This window comes from Aquabacterium sp. T101, assembly GCF_057219775.1.
Map to the genome: position 1 here is coordinate 1 of NZ_JBXVVZ010000004.1, position 19,383 is coordinate 19,383.

Annotated in this window: 16 protein-coding genes; 15 read left to right on the top strand and 1 reads right to left on the bottom strand. The window is 73.7% G+C overall.

The window, feature by feature from the left end; all coding sequences use genetic code 11:
- The first annotated feature begins 308 nt into the window (after positions 1 to 308).
- Positions 309 to 1,181 carry an EamA family transporter gene (locus tag AC2EAQ_RS11720; protein ID WP_484643901.1) on the top strand — a complete coding sequence of 291 codons (873 nt, stop codon included), beginning with the start codon at positions 309 to 311 and terminating at the stop codon, positions 1,179 to 1,181.
- Here the strand turns inward: AC2EAQ_RS11720 and AC2EAQ_RS11725 are convergent.
- Positions 1,159 to 2,121, bottom strand: coding sequence for a LysR family transcriptional regulator (locus AC2EAQ_RS11725; protein WP_484643902.1), 963 nt, complete (start codon positions 2,119 to 2,121; stop codon positions 1,159 to 1,161). The two genes, AC2EAQ_RS11720 and AC2EAQ_RS11725, sit on opposite strands and share 23 nt — an antisense overlap.
- Before the next feature lie 118 nt (positions 2,122 to 2,239).
- Here AC2EAQ_RS11725 and AC2EAQ_RS11730 point away from each other — a divergent pair, with 118 nt between their 5' ends.
- From AC2EAQ_RS11730 to AC2EAQ_RS11795, 14 genes are all read left to right on the top strand, one after another.
- Entirely contained in the window at positions 2,240 to 3,235 is a 996-nt protein-coding gene (locus AC2EAQ_RS11730; RefSeq protein WP_484643904.1) for a Bug family tripartite tricarboxylate transporter substrate binding protein, read from the top strand.
- A 32-nt stretch (positions 3,236 to 3,267) separates the two neighbouring features.
- The gene (locus AC2EAQ_RS11735; protein WP_484644842.1) at positions 3,268 to 4,236 is read left to right on the top strand and encodes a 4-hydroxythreonine-4-phosphate dehydrogenase PdxA; all 969 of its coding nucleotides are present in this window, start codon (positions 3,268 to 3,270) and stop codon (positions 4,234 to 4,236) included.
- 33 nt (positions 4,237 to 4,269) lie between these two features.
- Positions 4,270 to 6,720 carry a GcvT family protein gene (locus tag AC2EAQ_RS11740; RefSeq protein ID WP_484643906.1) on the top strand — a complete coding sequence of 817 codons (2,451 nt, stop codon included), beginning with the start codon at positions 4,270 to 4,272 and terminating at the stop codon, positions 6,718 to 6,720.
- Complete coding sequence (locus AC2EAQ_RS11745; RefSeq protein ID WP_484643907.1) at positions 6,717 to 7,310, top strand: restriction endonuclease; 594 nt, start codon at positions 6,717 to 6,719, stop codon at positions 7,308 to 7,310. The genes AC2EAQ_RS11740 and AC2EAQ_RS11745 overlap by 4 nt, the downstream gene beginning before the upstream one ends.
- Positions 7,311 to 7,495: 185 nt before the next feature.
- Positions 7,496 to 7,702, top strand: a complete 207-nt coding sequence (locus AC2EAQ_RS11750) for a hypothetical protein (protein ID WP_484643911.1) — start codon at positions 7,496 to 7,498, stop codon at positions 7,700 to 7,702.
- Positions 7,703 to 7,895: 193 nt separating this feature from the next.
- Positions 7,896 to 8,873, top strand: coding sequence for a hypothetical protein (locus tag AC2EAQ_RS11755; RefSeq protein ID WP_484643913.1), 978 nt, complete (start codon positions 7,896 to 7,898; stop codon positions 8,871 to 8,873).
- 128 nt (positions 8,874 to 9,001) lie between these two features.
- Positions 9,002 to 10,285: an ABC transporter substrate-binding protein gene (locus AC2EAQ_RS11760; protein WP_484643916.1), complete on the top strand. Its 1,284-nt coding sequence runs from the start codon at positions 9,002 to 9,004 to the stop codon at positions 10,283 to 10,285.
- 61 nt (positions 10,286 to 10,346) lie between these two features.
- Positions 10,347 to 11,264, top strand: coding sequence for a carbohydrate ABC transporter permease (locus AC2EAQ_RS11765; RefSeq protein ID WP_484643919.1), 918 nt, complete (start codon positions 10,347 to 10,349; stop codon positions 11,262 to 11,264).
- Positions 11,265 to 11,754: 490 nt separating this feature from the next.
- Positions 11,755 to 12,804: a carbohydrate ABC transporter permease gene (locus AC2EAQ_RS11770; protein WP_484643922.1), complete on the top strand. Its 1,050-nt coding sequence runs from the start codon at positions 11,755 to 11,757 to the stop codon at positions 12,802 to 12,804.
- Positions 12,804 to 13,895, top strand: coding sequence for an ABC transporter ATP-binding protein (locus AC2EAQ_RS11775; protein ID WP_484643924.1), 1,092 nt, complete (start codon positions 12,804 to 12,806; stop codon positions 13,893 to 13,895). Before AC2EAQ_RS11770 ends, AC2EAQ_RS11775 begins: the two co-directional genes overlap by 1 nt.
- Positions 13,892 to 16,258, top strand: a complete 2,367-nt coding sequence (locus AC2EAQ_RS11780; protein ID WP_484643926.1) for a glycoside hydrolase family 31 protein — start codon at positions 13,892 to 13,894, stop codon at positions 16,256 to 16,258. Before AC2EAQ_RS11775 ends, AC2EAQ_RS11780 begins: the two co-directional genes overlap by 4 nt.
- A 10-nt stretch (positions 16,259 to 16,268) precedes the next feature.
- Entirely contained in the window at positions 16,269 to 17,267 is a 999-nt protein-coding gene (locus tag AC2EAQ_RS11785; protein ID WP_484643928.1) for an alpha/beta hydrolase, read from the top strand.
- Between the two features lie 121 nt (positions 17,268 to 17,388).
- Positions 17,389 to 19,155, top strand: coding sequence for a serine/threonine protein kinase (locus AC2EAQ_RS11790; protein ID WP_484643931.1), 1,767 nt, complete (start codon positions 17,389 to 17,391; stop codon positions 19,153 to 19,155).
- 80 nt (positions 19,156 to 19,235) lie between these two features.
- The gene (locus AC2EAQ_RS11795) at positions 19,236 to 19,376 is read left to right on the top strand and encodes a hypothetical protein (protein ID WP_484643935.1); all 141 of its coding nucleotides are present in this window, start codon (positions 19,236 to 19,238) and stop codon (positions 19,374 to 19,376) included.
- The last annotated feature ends 7 nt before the right edge of the window (positions 19,377 to 19,383 follow it).

Genomic DNA, 19,383 nt, shown 5'->3' on the forward strand with positions numbered 1-19,383 from the left:
GGCCTGCGCCCGCGGCACCCCGACCCCCGGTCCAAGCCCCAGCAGTGGCCTGCCGGCCGCATGCAGATGACGTGGGTTGCAGGGGGGCGCGGGTGCCTGCGGGCGCAGGCCCCATTCGCGGTCGCCAAGGCGCTTGCAGGAGAACGCCGGTGTTGAAGAGGCACCGATTGCAGTCCTCGGAGGTCGCCCGCGAGCGTGGGCCGGAGAACGCAGGTGCCCGCGCCCCCCTGCCGCAGCGGCAAAGGAACGCCCGCACTCCCGATCCGCAGCGGCAACCGCACTGAAGCTCTGCTGCACCCCACAGCGCAATGACCCTCACCTGGCCCATCGTCGCCGCCGTCCTGCTGGGCGCGCTGCTGCACGCGTCGTGGAACGCGCTGGTCAAGTCGTCCGGCGACAAGCCGCTGGACACGGCGCTGGTGCATTCGATGGGCGCGCTGGTGGCGCTGCCGTTCGCGCTGTGGGTCGGCCTGCCGTCGCCGGCGGCGTGGCCCTTCATCGCCGCGTCGCTGGTGATCCACATCGGCTACTACATCGCGCTGGCCGGGGCCTACCAGCATGGCGAGCTGGGGCTCACCTATCCGATCATGCGCGGCTTCGCGCCGCTGCTGGTGGCGCTGGGCTCGGCGGCCGTGGTGGGCGAGGTGCCCAGCCCGTCGGCCTGGGTCGGCATCGTGGGCATCACCGCCGGCGTCGCGCTGGTGGGCCTGGCGCACCCGGGGCAGGCGCTGCATCACGGCAAGGCACTCGGCTACGCGTTCGCCAACGCCGCCATCATCGCCGTCTACACCTTCGTCGACGGGCTGGGCGTGCGCACGGAAGCCGGCGGCGGCGGACAGACGCTGCGCTACGTGCTGTGGCTGTTCGTGCTCGACGGGCTGCCGTATCCGCTGCTCGTGTGGTGGCGGCGCGGCCCGCAGGGGCGCCGCGCCATCCTCGACTACGCGCGGCAGCGCTGGCCGCTGGCCGCGCTGGGCGGCGCCGCGTCGATCGGCTCCTACGCCATCGCGCTGTGGGCGATGACGCGCGCGCCGGTGGCCAGCGTGGCCGCGCTGCGCGAGACCTCGGTGCTGTTCGCCACCGTGATCGGCACCCTGGTGCTGAAGGAGAAGTTCGGCCTGCAGCGCGCCATCGGCACCGTGGTCATCGTGGCCGGCGTCATCGCGCTGCGCTTCGGCTAGCGCCGCGCGCGGCGCGCGCCTGCACCACCTGCGCGAAGGCCTCGGCCGCCGGCGACAGCAGCCGCGCGCGGCGGCGGATCAGGTGCAGCGCCGGCACCCGCATCGGCAGCGCATAGCGCAGCGCGGCGAGCGCGCCCAGGCGGCCATAGTGCCGCGCCAGCGACGCCGGCATCACGGTGGCCATGTCGGACTGCTCCAGCAGCGCCGTGGTGGCCACGGTGGACGCCGTCTCCAGGATGTCCAGCCGCGTGCGCAGGCCGGCCTCGCGCAGCGCGTCCTCGAAGCGCGTGCGCTGCGGCGAGCCGGGCGGCTGCAGCACCCACGACAGGCCCGCCAGCGCCGCCAGGTCGACCCGGGCGCCGCGCCGCGCCAGCGGATGGCCGGCGCGCACCACCACCACCTGCGGCTCGGCCAGCAGCGGCACGGCGTCGAACGCGTCGGCGTCGCTGCGGTCGGTGAGGCGGCCGAGCACGAGGTCCACCTCGCCCAGCGCCAGCCGCTCCAGCATCTGGTCGCTGGTGGCCACGTCCAGGTGCACTGCCACCCGCGGATGCGTGCGCCGGTAGTCGGCCAGCGCCGGCGCCACCAGGTCGGGCATCGCGCCGGGCACGCTGCCCAGGCGCAGGCGCCCCTGCAGGCCGGCGTCGAGCGATCGCATCGTCTCGCGCACCGCACCGAAGTCGGTGAGCATCTGTGCGGCGAAGCGGATCAGCGCCTGCCCGCCGTCGGTGGGCTCCATGCCGCGCGGGCCGCGCGTGAACAGGCGCGCCTCGAGTGCCGCCTCCAGCTGCTGCAGCAGCTTGGTCGCCGCCGGCTGGCTGACGCCGAGCGCCGCCGCCGCGCGGCCGAGGTGCCGCTCGCGCCCGAGCTGCGCCACCAGCAGCAGCTGGCGCGTGCGCAGGCGCAGCAGCGCCTGGGGGTCGGTGAGCCGGGAGGCCATGCACGAATGTATATCGCCTGTTGAGCAAATTCGATTGGCAATGCATGACGGGGCTGCCTACGCTCGCACCAGCCGCCGCATCCGACGGACGCGCACACACCGACCAGGAGACCGCCCGATGACACGCCCCCTGCCCCTGCGGCGCCGACTGGCGTCGCTGCTCGCCCTGGCGCCGCTCGCGCTGGCACTGCCCGCCCCCGCCAGCGCCCAGGCCTGGCCCGACAAGCCGCTTCGCATCATGGTCGGCGCCTCCGCCGGCGGCGGCACCGACATCCTGGCGCGGCTGCTGGCCGAGAAGATGGGGCCGGCGCTCAAGCAGAGCATCGTGGTCGAGAACCGCCCGGGCGCCAGCAACACCATCGCCGCGGAGATCGCGGCCAAGGCCACGCCCGACGGCTACACGCTGCTGCTGGCCACCAACACCGGCCAGGCGGTGGCGCCGCACCTGATCAAGCTGAAGTTCGACCCGCTCAAGGACCTGCAGCCGCTCGGCCTGGTGGCGGTGGTGCCCAACGTGCTGGTGGTCAGCGCCACGTCGCCCTACCAGAGCCTGAAGGACCTGCTGGCCGACATGCAGGCCAAGCCGGGCGCGATCAAGTACGCCAGCTCGGGCATCGGCAGCACGCAGCACATCGTGGGCGAGGCGTTCAACCTGTCCACCCGCACCAAGGCGATCCACGTGCCCTACAAGGGCAGCTCGCAGGCGCACATCGACATCATCGGCGGCCAGGTCGAGATGATGTTCGACACCACCAGCTCGGCGATGGGCCAGATCAAGGGCGGCAAGTTCCGCCCGCTGGCGATCACCACGCCGCGGCGCAGCGCCGAGCTGCCCGACGTGCCCACGCTGGCCGAACTGGGCGTGGCCGGCGCCGACATCCAGACCTGGTACGCGATGTACGTCACCGCCGGCACGCCGCGGCCGGTGGTCGAGCGCCTGGCCGCCGAGCTGACGGCGGCGCTGAAGCTGCCCGACGTGCAGGCGCGCATCAAGGGCCTGGGCGGCGACATCCAGCTGATGACGCCGGAGCAGTTCGCCGAGATGAACAAGGCCGAGTTCGAGCGCTACGGCAAGCTCGTGCGCGACGCCAACATCAAGGTGGACGGCCAGTGAGCCTGTCCCGCCCCGTGCGCGTGGCCCTGCTGATGGGCGACGCCGGCGGCGTGGGCCCCGAGATGGCCGCCCGCCTGCTGGCCGACCCCGCGGCGCGCGCGCAGGCCGCGGTGCTGCTGATCGCCGACCGCGCCGTGCTCGCCGCCGGCCAGCGCCAGGCCGGCGTGGAGCTGCCGCTGGTGGCGCTGGATCGGCCCGACGCGCCGCTGGCCGCGGGGCAGATCGGCTGGTGGCGCTACGACACGCTGGGCGGGGTGGCGCCGCCGCTGGGGCAGGCCACCGAGGCCTCGGGCCGCTGCGCGATGCAGTCGCTGGAACTCGCCTGCCAGGCGGTGCAGCAGGGCGCGGCCGATGCGATCGTGTTCGCGCCCTTCAACAAGCATGCGCTGCGCCTGGGCGGGCTGCAGCAGGAGGACGAGCTGCGCTGGCTGCAGGAGCGGCTGGGCGTGCGCGACTTCGTCTGCGAGTTCAACATCACCGGCGCGCTGTGGACGTCGCGCGTCACGTCGCACGTGCCGCTGAAGGACGTGGCGGCGCTGATCCACCCGGGCGCGATCGGCGACGCGGTGCGCATCATCGACGCCGCGCTGCGCCGCGCCGGCGTGGCCGCGCCGCGCATCGCGGTGTCGGGCCTGAACCCGCATGCCGGCGACGGCGGCTCGATCGGCCGCGAGGAGATCGACATCATCGAGCCCGCGGTGCAGGGGCTGCGCCGCGACGGCCTGGACGCGCGCGGCCCGTTCTCGCCCGACACGGTGTTCATCGCCGCGCGCCGCGGCGACTTCGACGCGGTGGTCTCGATGTACCACGACCAGGGCCAGATCGCGATGAAGCTGATGGGCTTCGAGCGCGGCGTCACGCTGCACGGCGGGCTGCCGGTGCCGGTGGCCACGCCCGCCAGCGGCAGCGCTTACGACATCGCCGGGCGCGGCGTGGCGCGCGTGGACGGCCTGCGTGCCGCCTGGGACCTGGCGGCGCGCATGGCAGGGACCTCCCGCTGACGCGCCCGCGCAGCCTGCGTTAGCCTCTCGGGGATGACACTCCCCGATCAAGCCCGCGTCGTGATCGTCGGCGGCGGCATCGCCGGCTGCTCCGTGGCCTACCACCTGGCGCAGCTCGGCGTCACCGACGTGCTGCTGCTCGAACAGGGCAAGCTCACCAGCGGCACCACCTGGCATGCCGCCGGCCTGGTGGGCCAGATGCGGCCCAACCGCAACATGACGCGCATGAGCCGCTACGGCATCGAGCTGTACTCGCGGCTCGAGGCCGAGACCGGCCTGGCCACCGGCTGGAAGCAGTGCGGCAGCGTCAACGTGGCGCGCACGCCCGAGCGCATGAAGGTGCTGCGGCGCCAGGCCGCGCTGGCGCGCAGCTTCGGCGTCGAGGTGCACGTGATCGGCCCGAAGGAGGCCGGCGACTTGTACCCGGTGATGCGCACCGACGACCTGCAGGGCGCGCTGTGGATCCCCGGCGACGGCAAGGCCAACCCGGCCGACCTGTGCATGTCGCTGGCCAAGGGCGCGCGCCTGAAGGGCGTGCGCATCGTCGAGGGCGTGCAGGTGACCGGCGTGCGCAGCGAGCGCGGCCGCGTCACCGGCGTGATCACCGCGCAGGGCGAGGTGCGCTGCGACACGCTGGTCAACTGCGGCGGGCAGTGGGCGCGCCAGTTCGGCGCGCTCGCGGGCGTGAACGTACCGCTGTACTCGGCCGAGCACTTCTACATCGTCACCGACCGCATCGAGGGCGTGCATCCGATGCTGCCGGTGATGCGCGACCCCGACGGATTCATCTACTACAAGGAGGAGGTCGGCGGCCTGGTGATGGGCGGCTTCGAGCCGCAGGCCAAGCCCTGGGCGGTGGACCCGATCCCGGCCGACTTCCAGTTCCAGCTGCTGCCCGAGGACTGGGACCAGTTCGAGATCCTGATGACCAACGCGATCCATCGCACGCCGTGCCTGGAGACCGCGCCGATCAAGATGCTGCTCAACGGGCCGGAGAGCTTCACGCCCGACGGCAACTTCATGATCGGCGAGGCGCCGGGGCTGGCGGGCTACTTCGTCTGCGCCGGCTTCAACTCCGCCGGCATTGCCAACAGCGGCGGCGCCGGGCAGCTGGTGGCGCAATGGATCGTCGACGGCGAGGCGCCGTGCGACCTGTGGGACGTGGACCTGCGCCGCTTCGGCCCCTTCACCGCCAACCGCAAGGCGCTGGCCCAGCGCACCGGCGAGACGCTCGGCCTGCACTACGCGATGCGCTGGCCGCGCCAGGAACTCGTCACCGCGCGGCCGCTGCGCACGTCGCCGCTGTACGACCTGCTGGCCGCGCGCGGCGCCGAGTTCGGCAGCAAGAACGGCTGGGAGCGGGCGAACGTCTTCCGCCCCGCGGGCGCGGCACCGGCGCAGCACGGCCTGGGCACGCCGGACTGGCTGCCCTGGATGCGCGCCGAGATGCGCGCCACGCGCGAGGCGGTGGCGCTGTACGACCAGACTTCCTTCGGCAAGCTGCTGCTGCAGGGGCCGGACGCGCTGGCGCTGCTGCAGCGGCTGTGCGCCAACGACGTCGACGTGGCGCCCGGCCGCATGGTCTACACCGGCCTGCTCAACCGGCGCGGCGGCTTCGAGAGCGACCTCACCGTGATGCGCCAGGCCGCCGACCGCTTCCTGCTCGTCACCGGCTCGGCGCAGCCGCAGCGCGACGCCGACTGGATCGGCCGCCAGGCCGGCGACGCGGCGGTGGCGCTCACCGACGTGAGCGCGCTGTATTCGGTGCTGTCGGTGATGGGCCCGCGCTCGCGCGAGCTGCTCGCGCGCGTGAGCCCGGACGACCTGTCGCCCACCGGCCTGAAGTTCGCGCACACGAAGGAGATCGACCTCGGCCTGGCGCGCGTGCGCGCCGCGCGCATGAGCTATGTCGGCGGGCCGGGCTTCGAGCTGTACGTGCCGGTGGAAATGGCGCGGCACGTCTACCTGACGCTGCACGAGGCCGGCGCGGACCTGGGTCTGGCCGACGCCGGCTACTACGCGCTCGACGCGCTGCGCATCGAGGCCGGACGGCGCGCCTGGGGCCACGAGCTCGGCCCCGACGAGACCCCGTGGATGGCCGGCCTGGACTTCGCCGTGCGCATGGACAAGCCCGGCGGCTTCATTGGCCGCGACGCGCTGGCGGCGGCGCAGGGCCAGGCGCCGGCCAAGAAGCTGCTGGCCTTCGTGCCCGACGCGCCACTGGACGGCAGCGACGCCTGGCTGTGGGGCGGCGAGCCGATCGCGCTCGACGGCGCGGCCGTGGGCGAGCTCAGCTCGGCCGGCTACAGCCTGCGCGCGGCGCGCTGCGTCGGCCTGGGCTACATGCGCGGCGCGGCCGCGGCGCGCGCGCATGCCGGCACGCCGGTGACGCTGGAAGTGTGGGGCGAGGCCGTGCCGGCCACGGCCTGGGACGACATGGCCGCGGCGCTGGACGCCGTGGCCGCGAAGGGTGACGCGCGATGAAGTTGAAGATGGCGAAGAACTCGCTGTTCGCGGTGCTGCTGCGCTCGCCGTGGTGGGCCAGCGCCGCCATCGGCGTGGTGCTCGTGCTGCTGGCCGCCGCGCTGCTGCCGCCCGACCTTCAGGTGGCCGGCGCGGTGTCCGGCGCGCCCTTCTTCGTGATCTCCGCGCTGGCGGCCTGGAAGCGGCGCGGCCTGCCCAGCGCCGAGCGCATCGAAGCGACGCAGCGCGCCGTGGCGGCGATGCCTTGGCCGGCGTTCGAGGCGCTGCTGCTGCAGGCCTTCCGCCGCGACGGCTTCGAGCTCGCCGCCGGCAAGCCGCCGGCCGGGGTGGACTTCGTGCTCGAGCGCGCCAACCGGCGCCAGTTCGTCGCGGCGCGGCGCTGGAAGTCGGCGCACATCGGCCTGGAGCCGCTGCGCGCGCTGCAGGCCGCGCGCGAGGCCGGCGACGGCGACCGCATCAACGACGCGCTCTACATCGGCCTGGGCGAACTCGGCGACGCGGCGCGCCAGCTCGCCACCGCCGAGCGCATCGCGGTGTGGCGCGCCGACGAGATCGCACTCGCCCTGCGCGGCCTGGACTTGCCGGCTTGACAGCCCCCAGCTCGCTGCGCTCGCGTCCCCCGAGGGGAGCTCAGGCCGCTTGGGACGGCCCGGCGCGGCCTGACATGACAGCCCCCAGCTCGCTTCGCTCGCGTCCCCCGAGGGGAGCTCAGGCCGCTTGGGACGGCCCGGCGCGGCCTGAGATCTAAGTTCCTTCCGGCGCGATACTTTCGGACATGGACGACGACAGGCCGAAGCTGAGGGTGGGCCGCCCGATCACGCCGGAGCAGTTCGAGCTGCTGACCGACGAGCAGCTCGCGCGGCTGGTGCCGCGCGCGTATCGCGAGTTCTTCCCCGGCAAGGACTTCTGCGCCGACGGCCACTTCTACCTGCACGACGGCACCGCGTGGTGCTTCTACCGCGGCGGCTTTCTCGACGATTGACGGCGCAAAAGGCCGCATAAGCACGGAACTGGCGGCCGATGGCCCCGCAGTTACATGCGGTGCCACAAATCCCCTCAGACCCGTCGAGGGCGCGACCGAAACCGGGGCAAGCGTCGAGGCCCGTGCTTCATCGCCCCCGAAACGGGCACACGGGTCGACGGCGCAACCTCCAACCCTTTCGGGAGAGAACGCCATGACGCCCCTGACCTCCTCCTCGCCTGCCGCGGCGAGCCTGTCCCGCCCCACCGAGGCCCTGCAGGCCAAGGCCGCCGCACGGCGCGCCGAGTGCTGCGACCACGACGCCAAGGCCGAGTCGCGCCGCGACGACGCCGAGCGCAGCGAGGGCCCGCGCCGCTCGCCGCTGCTCAAGGCCCTGGTGCAGGCGCTGCGCGAAGTGCTCGCCGCACCCACCACCGGCGCGGCCGAGGCGGCCCCCACGAAGGCCGCGGCCCCCGCCGGCAGCGCCGACGCCGTGAAGACCGAAGCGGCCACCACCGACGCCACCGCCGAGGCGGACAAGGCCCCGGCCGCGGCCGGCGGCGACGCGCTGGAGCAGGCGCTGACCGCCTTCGCCCGCGCGCTGATGCAGGCCCTGCGCGGCGGCGACGACGACCACCGCGGGCGCGGCCATCACCATGGGCACCACTTCGGCCGCCGCGAGGGCGCGGGCTGGGGCGACGACCCGGCCCAGCGTCTGGACAAGCTGGCCTCGATGGTGGCCCAGGCCGCCCTCGGCACGGCACCCGCCAAGCCGCAGGCGGCCGCACCGGCGACGACCGCGGCGCCCGCCAGCGCGGCCGGCGCCACGTCCACGGCGGCGCCCAAGCCGGCCACCGCCACCACGGCCTCCACGGCCACCGACGTGGCCCCGGTCACGGCGCCGGCCCCCGCCGCCGCGACGGCCCCGGCCACGCTGGTGCTCGAGATCCGGCTCGTGCCGGGCGTGTCCTCCGCGTCGCCGTGGGCGCGCGCCGCCAACGACCTGGTCGGCGCGTTCGGCTCGCTGCAGCAGGCCCTGGGCCGCAGCACCGCCGCCGACAACGAAGGCTCGGTGCGCGAGCAGCTGGCCACCTTCCTGCGCAACCTCGCCGCCCGCGTGCGCGGCGACGAGGCCGCGACGTCCGACGTCGAGCCCACCCGCCCGGGCGCCCTGCTCAGCGTGACGGCCTGACACGACGCGATGACGGCCCTGTGACGGCCTGAAACGCACGGCCACCCCGCGGGTGGCCGATGGTTTTCCTTGATGAACCGTGCGCCGCGGTGTGTGAACATCCCGGCGACCCTTCAAGGAGACCCTTCATGACCCGCAGTAAGTCGTCCCGCACGCCCGTGGCCCTCGCACTGGCCGCGTTGGCCCTGTCCGCCGCCCCCGCCCTCGCGCAGGAACTGCGCGTGCAGTGCTATTCCGACGGCAACGAGTGCGAAGTCACCGGCGAGATCGCCAAGCGCTTCGAGGCCGCCAACGCCGGCGCCAAGATCGTCATCGACAAGGTGCCCTACAAGGCCGTGGTCGAGCAGCTGCCGGTGCAGCTGGCCGCCGGCGAGGGCCCGGACATCGCCCGCGTCACCGACCTGGGCGGCCTGAACAAGTACTACCTCGACCTGACGCCGCACCTGAGCGCGGCGCGCCAGAAGTTCTGGAGCGACAACTTCGCCTCCACCCTGCCCTGGTTCCGTGCCGGCCCGCAGGACAAGGGCATCTACGGTCTGATGTCGCAGCTCACCGTCACCGGCGCCTTCGTCAACAAGACGCTGTTCGACCAGGCCAAGGTGCCGATGCCCGGCGACAAGGCCACCTGGGACGACTGGATGGCCGCCGCCGACAAGGTGGCCAAGGCCACCAAGGTGCCGTTCGCGATGGCGATGGACCGATCCGGCCACCGCTTCGCGCCGCTGGCCGTGGCCTACGGTGCCAGGATCTTCGACGCCAACGGCGCGCCCGTGGTCGACGCCGGCTACCAGGCTGCGGCCAAGAAGTTCGTCGACTGGCACAAGGCCGGCCTGATGCCCAAGGAGGTGTGGGGCGGCGTCGGCGGCTCGCAGTACCGCGACGCGTTCGAGGAGTTCGCCAACGGCCGCGTGGTCGTGTACTACTCCGGCTCGTGGCAGCTGAAGCGCATGGACACGCAGGTGACCAAGGCCTTCGAGTGGGCCGTGGCTCCGGCGCCCTGCGGCCCGGCCGCCTGCACCGCCATGCCCGGCGGCGCGGCCTTCGTCGGCCTCAAGCGCACCAAGCAGCCGGCGCTGGTGGCCAAGTTCCTCGACTTCCTGGCCGAGGACGCCAACTACCGCGAGCTGATGGCCAAGACCGAGAACATCCCGGCCAGCCTGTCGGTGGCCCGGGCCGGCGTCACCTACAACGTGTCGCCGATGGCGAAGGCCGCGCTCAACGCGTTCGTGGCCGACGTGCCCAAGATCGCCGGCCCGAACTACGCGCTGCAGGGCTACCGCTTCAACCGCGCCGTGTTCCTGCCCACCGCGCAGCGCCTGGGTCAGGCCGTGGCCGGCGAGATGAGCGCCGACGACGCGCTCAAGCGCCTGGCGTCGGACATCGACGAGCAGGTCAAGGCCGCCAGCAAGTAAGCCTCCTGCCGCGCGGCCTGCGGGTCGCGCGGCGCCACCCGCGCGCAAAGGACACCACGGCATGCAAGTGCGGCAGAGCACGCCGTGGTTCTTCCTGGCGCCCAACCTGTTGATCTTCGGCGTCTTCACGTTCCTGCCGATCGCGATCAACTTCTACTACGCCTTCACCGGCGGGGTGGAGCTGTACCCGAAGGACCGGCCCTTCGTCGGCTTCGAGAACCTCGCCACGCTGCTGGACTGCGGCAACCACTTCGACCCCTCCACCTGCAAGCGCGACCTGTTCTGGCGCGCGGTGTGGAACACGGCCGCGTTCTCGGTGCTGCAGGTCAGCCTGATGGTGCTGTTCAGCCTGATCACCGCGCTGGTGCTCAACCGCAAGATCATCGGGCGCGGCTTCTGGCGCGGCGTGTACTTCTACCCGGTGCTGCTGAGCCCGGTGGTGGTGGCGCTGGTGTGGAAGTGGATCCTGCAGCGCGACGGCGTGCTCAACGCGCTGATGGTGGCCGCCGGCCGCGAGCCCACGCTGTGGCTGGCCGAGGCCGGCTGGGCCTTCTCTTGGGTGGTGTTCGTCAGCATCTGGGCCCACATGGGCTTCTACACGCTGATCCTGCTGGCGGGCCTGCAGGCGATCCCGGCCGACCTGTACGAAGCCGCGCAGATGGACCGCGCCTCGCCCTGGCGCACGCTGGTGCGCATCACGCTGCCGCTGCTGCTGCCCAACCTGCTGGTGGTGATGGTGCTGGCCGCGATCCGCGCGGTGCAGACCTTCGACGAGGTGTTCGTGCTCACCGGCGGCGGGCCGGGCTCGGCCACCACCTTCGTGGTGCAGTTCATCTACCAGACCGGCTTCCAGGAACAGGTGCGCCTGTACGGCCTGGCGGCCGCCGGCTCGCTGCTGCTGGCCCTCGCCCTGATCGCGCTGACGCTGCTGCAGCTGCGCGCCACCAATGCCGGGTCGGCGGGGGAGCGCAAGCGGTGAGCCTCATGACGTTCGTGCCTGCGCGGGCTGGCGCCCGCGGCAGGCGGGGGGCCGGGGGGCGCGGCGCTCCCGCTGGGGTGGCACGCGCGCAAACGCACGGCCACATTCCGCCAACGCCCGCCATACCACTGCGGTGGCCCTCGGCGTGGTGCCCGGCGCGGCGGTGCGCGTGGGCGGCGCCGAGGAGCGCAGCGCGCCCGGCCGCGCGCGCCAGCGCGCCTTGTGATCTGACTCGTGGCGGCTGTCAGAGCGCAGCGAACGCAGTGAGCGAAGCGAGTTCGGCCACGGGCCGGGCGTGCGAGCACCGCAGGGCCGTCGGCGCGCAGCGCCGACCGCCGACGTCGCGCGCCGCCGCGCCGGGCGCCACGCCGACGCGCGGCACCCTCCACGCAGCAACCCCGAAGCGCGCAGCGCGAGGCCCCTCCGTCACGAAGCGCGAAGCGCAAGGCGTCACGACCGCAAAGCACACAACGCGAGGAACGACCGCAAGATGAACGCCGTCGCCTTCCTCACCCGCACCCGCGGCCGGCGCCAGCTGCACTGGACCGACTGGCTCAGCTACGCCTACCTCACGGTCGGCCTGTTCCTGATGTTCGGCCCGGTGCTGTGGCTCGTGCTGTCGAGCTTCAAGACCGAGTCGGCGCTGTCGGAGTTCCCGCCCAGCCTGCTGCCCTACGGCCAGAAGAGCATCGCCGTGCCCGGCGAGGACGGCCTCAAGCCGGTGTACCGCGTCAAGCTGCCCGACGGCAGCGTGCGCGAGCTGCCCGAGCTGCGCCGCATCGGCCTGATGGCCACGCACGTGGACCCGGCCAGGCCCGACGAGCTGATCCGCGTCAACGTGGCCGACCGCGAGCCGGTGCGCGAGTTCAAGCTCGCCACCGAGAACTACACCGACCTGGGCGGCAAGTTCGCCTTCGGCCGCTACCTGTGGAACTCGGTGTTCATCACCGTGGTGGCCACCTTCCTGACGCTGCTGTTCAACTCGATGGCCGCGTTCGCCCTGTCGAAGTACCGCTTCAAGGGCCGCTCGGGCGTGTTCCTGCTGATCATCGCCACGCTGATGGTGCCGCCGGCCATCGTGCTGGTGCCCAACTTCCTCGTCATCTCCGAGCTCGGCCTGCTCAACAGCCTGTGGGGCGTGATCTGGCCCGCGGTGGCCACGCCCACCGGCGTGTTCCTGCTGCGGCAGTACATGCTGACCATCCCCGACGAGCTGCTCGACGCCGCGCGCATGGACCACGCCGGCGAGTGGCGCATCTACTGGCGCATCGTGTTGCCGCTGTCGGCGCCGGCGCTGGCGGTGCTGGCGATCTTCTCGGTCATGTGGCGCTGGAACGACTTCCTCTGGCCGCTGATCGTGCTGAGCAAGTCCGAGTACTTCACGCTGCAGCTCGCGCTCAACGCGTTCCAGGGCGACCTCGTCACGCAGTGGCACTACCTGCTGGCGATGACCGTCATCACGCTGCTGCCGGTGACGCTCGTGTTCGCATTCCTCCAGAAATACATCGCCCAGGGCATTGCCTCGGCGGGAGTCAAGTGATGGCGTCGCTGGAACTGAAGCAGCTGGTGAAGGACTTCGAGGGCACGCGCGTGATCCACGGCGTGGACCTGCAGGTCGCGCATGGCGAGTTCACCGTCTTCGTCGGCCCCTCGGGCTGCGGCAAGAGCACGCTGCTGCGCCTGATCTGCGGCCTGGAGGAGGCCACCGCGGGCGACATCCTGATCGACGGCCAGCGCGTGAACCACCTGCGCGCGGCCGACCGCGAGCTGGCGATGGTGTTCCAGAGCTATGCGCTGTACCCGCACATGACGGTGCACCAGAACATGGCCTTCGGCCTGGAGAACCTGGGCATGCCCAAGGGCGAGGTGCAGCGCCGCGTGATGGACGCCGCCGTGCTGCTGCGCCTGGACGGCCTGCTGCAGCGCAAGCCCACGCAGCTGTCGGGCGGCCAGCGCCAGCGCGTGGCGATCGGCCGCGCCATCGTGCGCGAGCCGCGCATCTTCCTGTTCGACGAGCCGCTGTCCAACCTGGACGCCGAGCTGCGCGTGTCGATGCGCGGCGAGATCTCGGCGCTGCACCGGCGCCTGGGCGCCACGATGATCTACGTCACCCACGACCAGGTCGAGGCCATGACCATGGCCGACAAGATCGTCGTGCTGCGCGCCGGGCGCATCGAGCAGGTGGGCTCGCCGCTGGCGCTGTACAACAAGCCCGCCAACCGCTTCGTGGCCGGCTTCATCGGCTCGCCGCAGATGAACTTCATCCAGGCCGACGTGGGCGCCGACCGGCGCCTGTGGCCGGCCTTCGGCGGCTCGGTCGCGGTGCCGGGGCTGGCCGGCCCCGGCGTGGTGGCCGCCGGCACTGCCGTCGTGCTGGGCGTGCGCCCGGAACACCTGCGGCTGGAGGCCGGCGCCGACACGCTGCCGCTGCCGATCACCGTGTCGCAGGTGGAACAGCTCGGCGGCCTGTCGCTGATCTACGGCACCCTGCCCGGCGACGCCGGCCGCCTGACGGTGCAGTGCGCCGGCCAGGTGTCGGTGCGCGTGGGCGACACTCTCACCGCGCACGCGCCGCCCGAGGCGGTCCGCGTCTTCCGCGCCGACGACTCCGGTGACTCCCTGACCGCATGACTCCCCTTCGCAAGGCGCGGCTGCTGTCCGCGCAGGACGGCCGCATCGAACTCGGACTCGCGCTGGGCTGGCGCGCCCGCGTGGCGATCGTCGGCGACGGCATCGGCCGCTTCGGCCTGGTGCCACCGGACGGCTGGCGCGAGCCGCGCACCTGGGCGCTGGACCCGTCGGGCGCGTTCCCGCACCAGGGCGTGGCGCGCGACGCGGTGTACCCGCCGCGCGCCGACGCGCGCATCGAGCACGACGCCGCGCAGGGCACGCTGCTGCTGTCGGGCACCGGCCTGCGCGCGCGCGTCGCGCTCGACCCCTTCCACGTGGTGTGGGAGCAGGCCGACGCGCAGGGCGTCTGGCACTGGTGCTGCGGCGACCGCGACAGCTACGCCTATGCGGTGTCGCCGCGCAGCGGCACGCTGTTCCACTGGCAGCGGCGCGACGCCGCCGACCGCTACTTCGGCCTGGGCGACAAGACCGGCCCGCTCGACCTGCACGGCCGGCGCCTGCGCACGCGCCAGCTCGACGCCCTGGGCTACGACGCCAAGACCGGCGACCCGCTCTACAAGCACTGGCCCTTCCTGCTGAACCACCGCGCCGACACCGGCACCGCCTGCGGCGTCTACTACGACACGCTGGCCGAGTGCGCGTTCGACCTCGGCGCCGAGCACGACAACTACCACGGCCGCTACCGCGCCACCGAGGTGGCCGACGGCGACCTGGATTGCTATGTGTTCGCCGGCCCCGACCTCAAGGCCGCGCTGGCGCGCTTCGTGGCGGCCATCGGCGGCACCGCGCTGCCGCCGCGCTGGACGCTGGGCTTCGCCAACACCGCGATGGGCCTGGCCGACGACCCGAAGGCGCAGGAGCGCATCCGCGGCTTCCTCGGCCTGGCCGAGGCCGACCACTTCCCGCTGTCGAGCTTCCACTTCGGCTCGGGCTACACCAGCCGCGGCAAGCAGCGCTACGTGTTCACCTGGAACCGCGACAAGTTCCCCGAGCCACGCGCGCTGATCGACGCCTTCGCCGCCGCGGGCGTGCGCACGGTGGCCAACCTCAAGCCCTGCCTGCTCGACGACCACCCGGCCTATGCCGCGCTGGCCGAGGGCGGCGCCTTCGTGCGCGACGACGCCGGCCCCTGCCTGGAGCAGTTCTGGGACGGCTGGGGCGCGCACCTGGACTTCACGCGCCCGGACGACGCCGCGTGGTGGCGGCGCCACCTGCGCGAGCAGATCCTCGACATGGGCATCGACGTCGGCTGGAACGACAACAACGAGTACGTGATCTGGGGCGAGGGCGCGCGCGCGCACGGCTTCGGCCAGCCGCTGCCGGTGCCGCGCTCGCGCCCGCTGCAGGCGCTGCTGATGACGCGCGCCACCTTCGACGAGCAGGCCGCGCACAAGCCGGCCGAGCGCGTCTACACCGTCACCCGCGCCGGCCCGCCCGGCCTGCAGCGCTACGCCCAGACCTGGACCGGCGACAACTCGACGAGCTGGCACACGATGCGCTGGAACCAGCGCATGGCGATGACGATGAGCCTGTCGGGCATGTTCAACACCGGCCATGACATCGGCGGTTTCGACGGCCCGGTGCCCGACCCCGAGATGCTGATCCGCTGGACCCAGGCCTGCTGCCTGGTGCCGCGCATGATCATGAACAGCTGGAAGGCCGACGGCAGCGTCAACTCGCCGTGGCTGCACGCCGAGGCCACCGCGCCGATCCGCGCCGCGGTGGGCCTGCGCCTGAAGCTGCTGCCCTACCTGTACACGCAGCTGTGGCGCGCCAGCACCGAGCACGTGCCGGTGCTGCGCCCGACCTTCCTCGACTTCGGCGACGACCCCGCCACCTGGGCCGACAACGACGAGATGATGGTCGGCCCCGACCTGCTCGTCGCGCCGGTGTTCGAGCCGCATGCGCGCACGCGGCGCCTGTACCTGCCGCGCACGCCGCACGGCTGGCACGACTGGTGGACCGGCGCGCACCACGCCGGCGGCCAGTGGGTGGAGGTGCCCGCGCCGCTGCACCGCCTGCCGCTGTTCGTGCGTGCCGGCGCGCTGGTGCCGGTGACCGACAGCCCGAGCGACCGCGCCCGCACCGAGGAGCCGTCGCGCGCGCTGCTGTGGTTCCCCGCGCGCGAGGGCGACGACGCCGCGCTGCTGTACGAGGACGACGGCGCGCAGGCCGCGGGCGACGCGGCGCACCACGTGCTGCACCGCTTCAGCACGCAGGCGCATGCCGCCTCGCTGCAGCTCACGCTGCACAGCCAGGGCGGCTGGACGCTGCCCTACCGCCAGATCCGCGTCGTGCTGCCCGAGGGCGAGCGGCGCAAGGTGGCGCTGAACGCGTCCGGCGCGGTCACGCTCAAGGCCTGAGGCCGCGCCGATGATCCCGGCCGCCGGCGGCGCGCCCTGGGGCTGGCTCGGCGATGCGCAGGCCACGGCGGCGCGCCGCGCGGCCCTGTGGCGCCTGCTCGGCACGGCGCCGGTCGATGCCGCAGCCGTCTCGGGCCGCCTGCTGAACGCCGACGCCGACGGCGCCGAACGATGGCAGCTCGAACTCGACGCCGGCGAGCCGGTGCCGGCCGTGCTGATGCGCCCGCCCGCGGGCACGCCGCTGCGCGGCCTGGTGCTGTACGGCCATGCGCACGGCCGCCGCTTCGACCTCGGCGCCGACGAGCTGGTGACGGGCCGCCCGGCGCTGCAGGCGCCGCCCTACGGCCCGGTGCTCGCCGCGTGCGGCTGGGCCGCGCTGGCGATCGACCAGCGCGGCTTCGGCGCGCGCCAGGGCCCGGGCGAGCGCGCGCTGGTCAAGCAGGCGCTGTGGCAGGGCCGCACGCTGTGGGGGCTGCGCCTGCGCGACACGCTGGCCGCACTGGACTGGCTGCGCGCGCAGCCCGGCTTCGCGGCGCTGCCGGTGGTCACCCTCGGGCTGTCGATGGGCAGCACGCTGGCGCTGTGGGCCGCCGCGCTGGACGAGCGCATCGCCGGCTGCGCCGAGCTGTGCTGCGCCGCCGAGTACGACGCGCTGCTGGCCAGTGGCGGCTACGACGGCCACGGCGAGTACTTCTTCGTGCCGGGCCTGCTGGCGCAGTTCACGCTCGGCGAGATCAGCGCGCTGATCGCGCCGCGCCCGCACCTGTCGCTGGCCGGCCGCGCCGACCCGCTGACGCCGCCGGCCGGGCTCGACGCGCTCGACCGCTCGCAGCGCGCCGCCTATGCCGCGCTCGGCGCCGCGTCGGCGTGGCAGCAGCATGTGGAAGACGTCGGCCACACCGAGACGCCCGCGATGCGCGCGCGCGTGCTGACATGGCTGGAAGGGCTCCCCCCCGGAGCGCCTTCGGCGCACCCCCCCGAGGGGGGCACCGCCAGCGGACCGGCATAGCCGGATCCGCGGCGGTTGCTGGGTGGTGCCCTGGCGGGGCGAGAAAGAGGTCACGCTCGGGTGCAGCTTCACACGGCGTGACCAGAGGTACGCGCGGGGCGCGCCGTAAGCTGCCCGGATCGTGTCCGCGCCCGCCCCCCCGCCGCCCGTCGTCGACGCCCACCGCGCCCTGCCGGTGGGCCAGCGCCTGGGCGAACTCGAGATCCGCTCGGTGCTCGGCGTGGGCGGCTTCGGCATCGTCTATCACGCGTTCGACCATGCGCTCGAGCGCGACGTGGCGGTCAAGGAGTACATGCCCGGCGCGCTGGCGCAGCGCAGCGACACGCTGCACGTGAGCGTGCTGTCGCAGGGCCATGCCGAGACCTTCGCGCTCGGCCTGCGCTCCTTCGTCAACGAGGCGCGGCTGCTGGCGCGCTTCGACCATCCGTCGCTGGTCAAGGTGCACCGCTTCTGGGAAGCCAACGGCACCGCGTACATGGCGATGCCGCTGTACCGCGGCCGCACGCTCAAGGCGCTGCGCCTGGCGATGGGCGAGTCGCCCAGCGAGGCCTGGCTGCGCCGCCTGCTCGCGCCGCTGCTCGGCGCGCTGGAGGTGCTGCATGCCGAGGGCGTGTTCCACCGCGACATCGCGCCGGACAACATCCTCGTGGGCGACGACGGCAAGCCGGTGCTGCTGGACTTCGGCGCCGCGCGCCGCGTGATCGCCGACAACAGCCAGTCGCTGACCGCGATCCTCAAGCCGAGCTATGCGCCGGTGGAGCAGTACGCCGAGGCGCCGGGCCTGCGCCAGGGCGCGTGGACCGACCTGTACGCGCTGGGCGCCACGCTGGCCTTCGTGATCACCGGCGTGCCGCCGCAACCGGCCACCGCGCGCGCGCTCGGCACCGACCACCACCGCCTGGCCGGCACCGCGCGGCGCAGCGTGTCCGACACCTTCCTGCAGATCGTCGACTGGATGATGGCGCCGCGCCCCGAGCACCGGCCGCAGAGCGTGGCCGCGCTGCGCGAGGTGCTCGACGGCCATGCCGCGCCGCCCGAGGTGCCGCGGCCGGCGCCCGTGGCGCAGGACTGGGAGCGCACGGTGGCGCTGTCCCCGGCCGCCGAGGCGCCCACGGTGGTGAACCTGCCGGCGCAGGACGCCCCCGTGGCGCACGCGGCGGGCGACATGCCGCTGTTCGCCGCCACGTCGCCGCCCGTGACCGAGGCGTCGTATCGCGCGGCGCCTCAGCCGCGCCGCCGCTCGCCGGCCCTGCTGCTGGCCGGGGTGGCGCTGGCCGCGGCCGGCGTCGCCTTCGCGATGTGGCGCACCGAGCCGGCGCCGCCCCAGGCGAGCGCCGCGCCCGCCGCGATCGCGCCGGCGAGCGCCGCATCCGCCGGGGCGGCCGTCGTCGCCGACGCAACGCCCGCGCCGGTCTCCGAGCCCAATGTCGCCACGCGACCGGCCACCGACGCGCCGGCCTCCGCGGCCGTGTCCGCCACGGGTGCCGCCGGCGTTGCCGCCGCGGGGGGCGCCGTGGGGGGCGCCCTGGCCGCCCGCGCATCGGAGCCGGCCGCGTCGGCCGCGCCACCGTCGCAACCGCGTCGCAGCGCGCCCCCCGGCCGCCGCGAGGACATGGCGCGCGCCACGCCGGCACCGGTGTCCGTGGCCTCGCCGGTGTCCACCGAACTGCCTGCGGCCGCCACGACCCCGACGCCCGCAACGTCTCCGACGCCCGCAGCAGCGTCGAAGGGCGTGCTGCGCCCGCGCGACCAGTGCGAGGGCCGGATGCTGCTGGCGCTGCACCGCTGCCTCAAGCGCGTTTGCGAGGACCCGGCCGTGGCCGGCCACCGCGACTGCCAGCGCATGCGCCAGGTGGACGCCGCGAGCCAGCGGCCTGCCACGTACTGACCCTCTCGACGCAGGGGCTGGCGCGGCCTAAGCTGCGCCGCACCGGCCGCATCCCGCGGCCCCGACGAAAGCGCCGCACCATGACCGTCTGCCCGATCGCCATCGCCGTGGGGTGCAAGAAGTGCCCCGCGTTCTCCGTCTGCCCGCTCAAGGGCGTGCTGGGCGACCAGAAGAAGGACGACGCGGCCGCCAAGGCCGCCGACACCCCGAAGAAGAAGTAGCCGCCGC

Coding starts and splice junctions, on each gene's coding strand:
- AC2EAQ_RS11780 (WP_484643926.1), top strand. CDS start 13,892: ATGACTCCCCTTCGCAAGGCGCGGCTGCTGTCCGCGCAGGACGGCCGC.
- AC2EAQ_RS11740 (WP_484643906.1), top strand. CDS start 4,270: ATGACACTCCCCGATCAAGCCCGCGTCGTGATCGTCGGCGGCGGCATC.
- AC2EAQ_RS11720 (WP_484643901.1), top strand. CDS start 309: ATGACCCTCACCTGGCCCATCGTCGCCGCCGTCCTGCTGGGCGCGCTG.
- AC2EAQ_RS11795 (WP_484643935.1), top strand. CDS start 19,236: ATGACCGTCTGCCCGATCGCCATCGCCGTGGGGTGCAAGAAGTGCCCC.
- AC2EAQ_RS11765 (WP_484643919.1), top strand. CDS start 10,347: ATGCAAGTGCGGCAGAGCACGCCGTGGTTCTTCCTGGCGCCCAACCTG.
- AC2EAQ_RS11750 (WP_484643911.1), top strand. CDS start 7,496: ATGGACGACGACAGGCCGAAGCTGAGGGTGGGCCGCCCGATCACGCCG.
- AC2EAQ_RS11785 (WP_484643928.1), top strand. CDS start 16,269: ATGATCCCGGCCGCCGGCGGCGCGCCCTGGGGCTGGCTCGGCGATGCG.
- AC2EAQ_RS11760 (WP_484643916.1), top strand. CDS start 9,002: ATGACCCGCAGTAAGTCGTCCCGCACGCCCGTGGCCCTCGCACTGGCC.
- AC2EAQ_RS11725 (WP_484643902.1), bottom strand. CDS start 2,121: ATGGCCTCCCGGCTCACCGACCCCCAGGCGCTGCTGCGCCTGCGCACG.
- AC2EAQ_RS11775 (WP_484643924.1), top strand. CDS start 12,804: ATGGCGTCGCTGGAACTGAAGCAGCTGGTGAAGGACTTCGAGGGCACG.
- AC2EAQ_RS11730 (WP_484643904.1), top strand. CDS start 2,240: ATGACACGCCCCCTGCCCCTGCGGCGCCGACTGGCGTCGCTGCTCGCC.
- AC2EAQ_RS11745 (WP_484643907.1), top strand. CDS start 6,717: ATGAAGTTGAAGATGGCGAAGAACTCGCTGTTCGCGGTGCTGCTGCGC.
- AC2EAQ_RS11770 (WP_484643922.1), top strand. CDS start 11,755: ATGAACGCCGTCGCCTTCCTCACCCGCACCCGCGGCCGGCGCCAGCTG.
- AC2EAQ_RS11755 (WP_484643913.1), top strand. CDS start 7,896: ATGACGCCCCTGACCTCCTCCTCGCCTGCCGCGGCGAGCCTGTCCCGC.
- AC2EAQ_RS11735 (WP_484644842.1), top strand. CDS start 3,268: ATGGGCGACGCCGGCGGCGTGGGCCCCGAGATGGCCGCCCGCCTGCTG.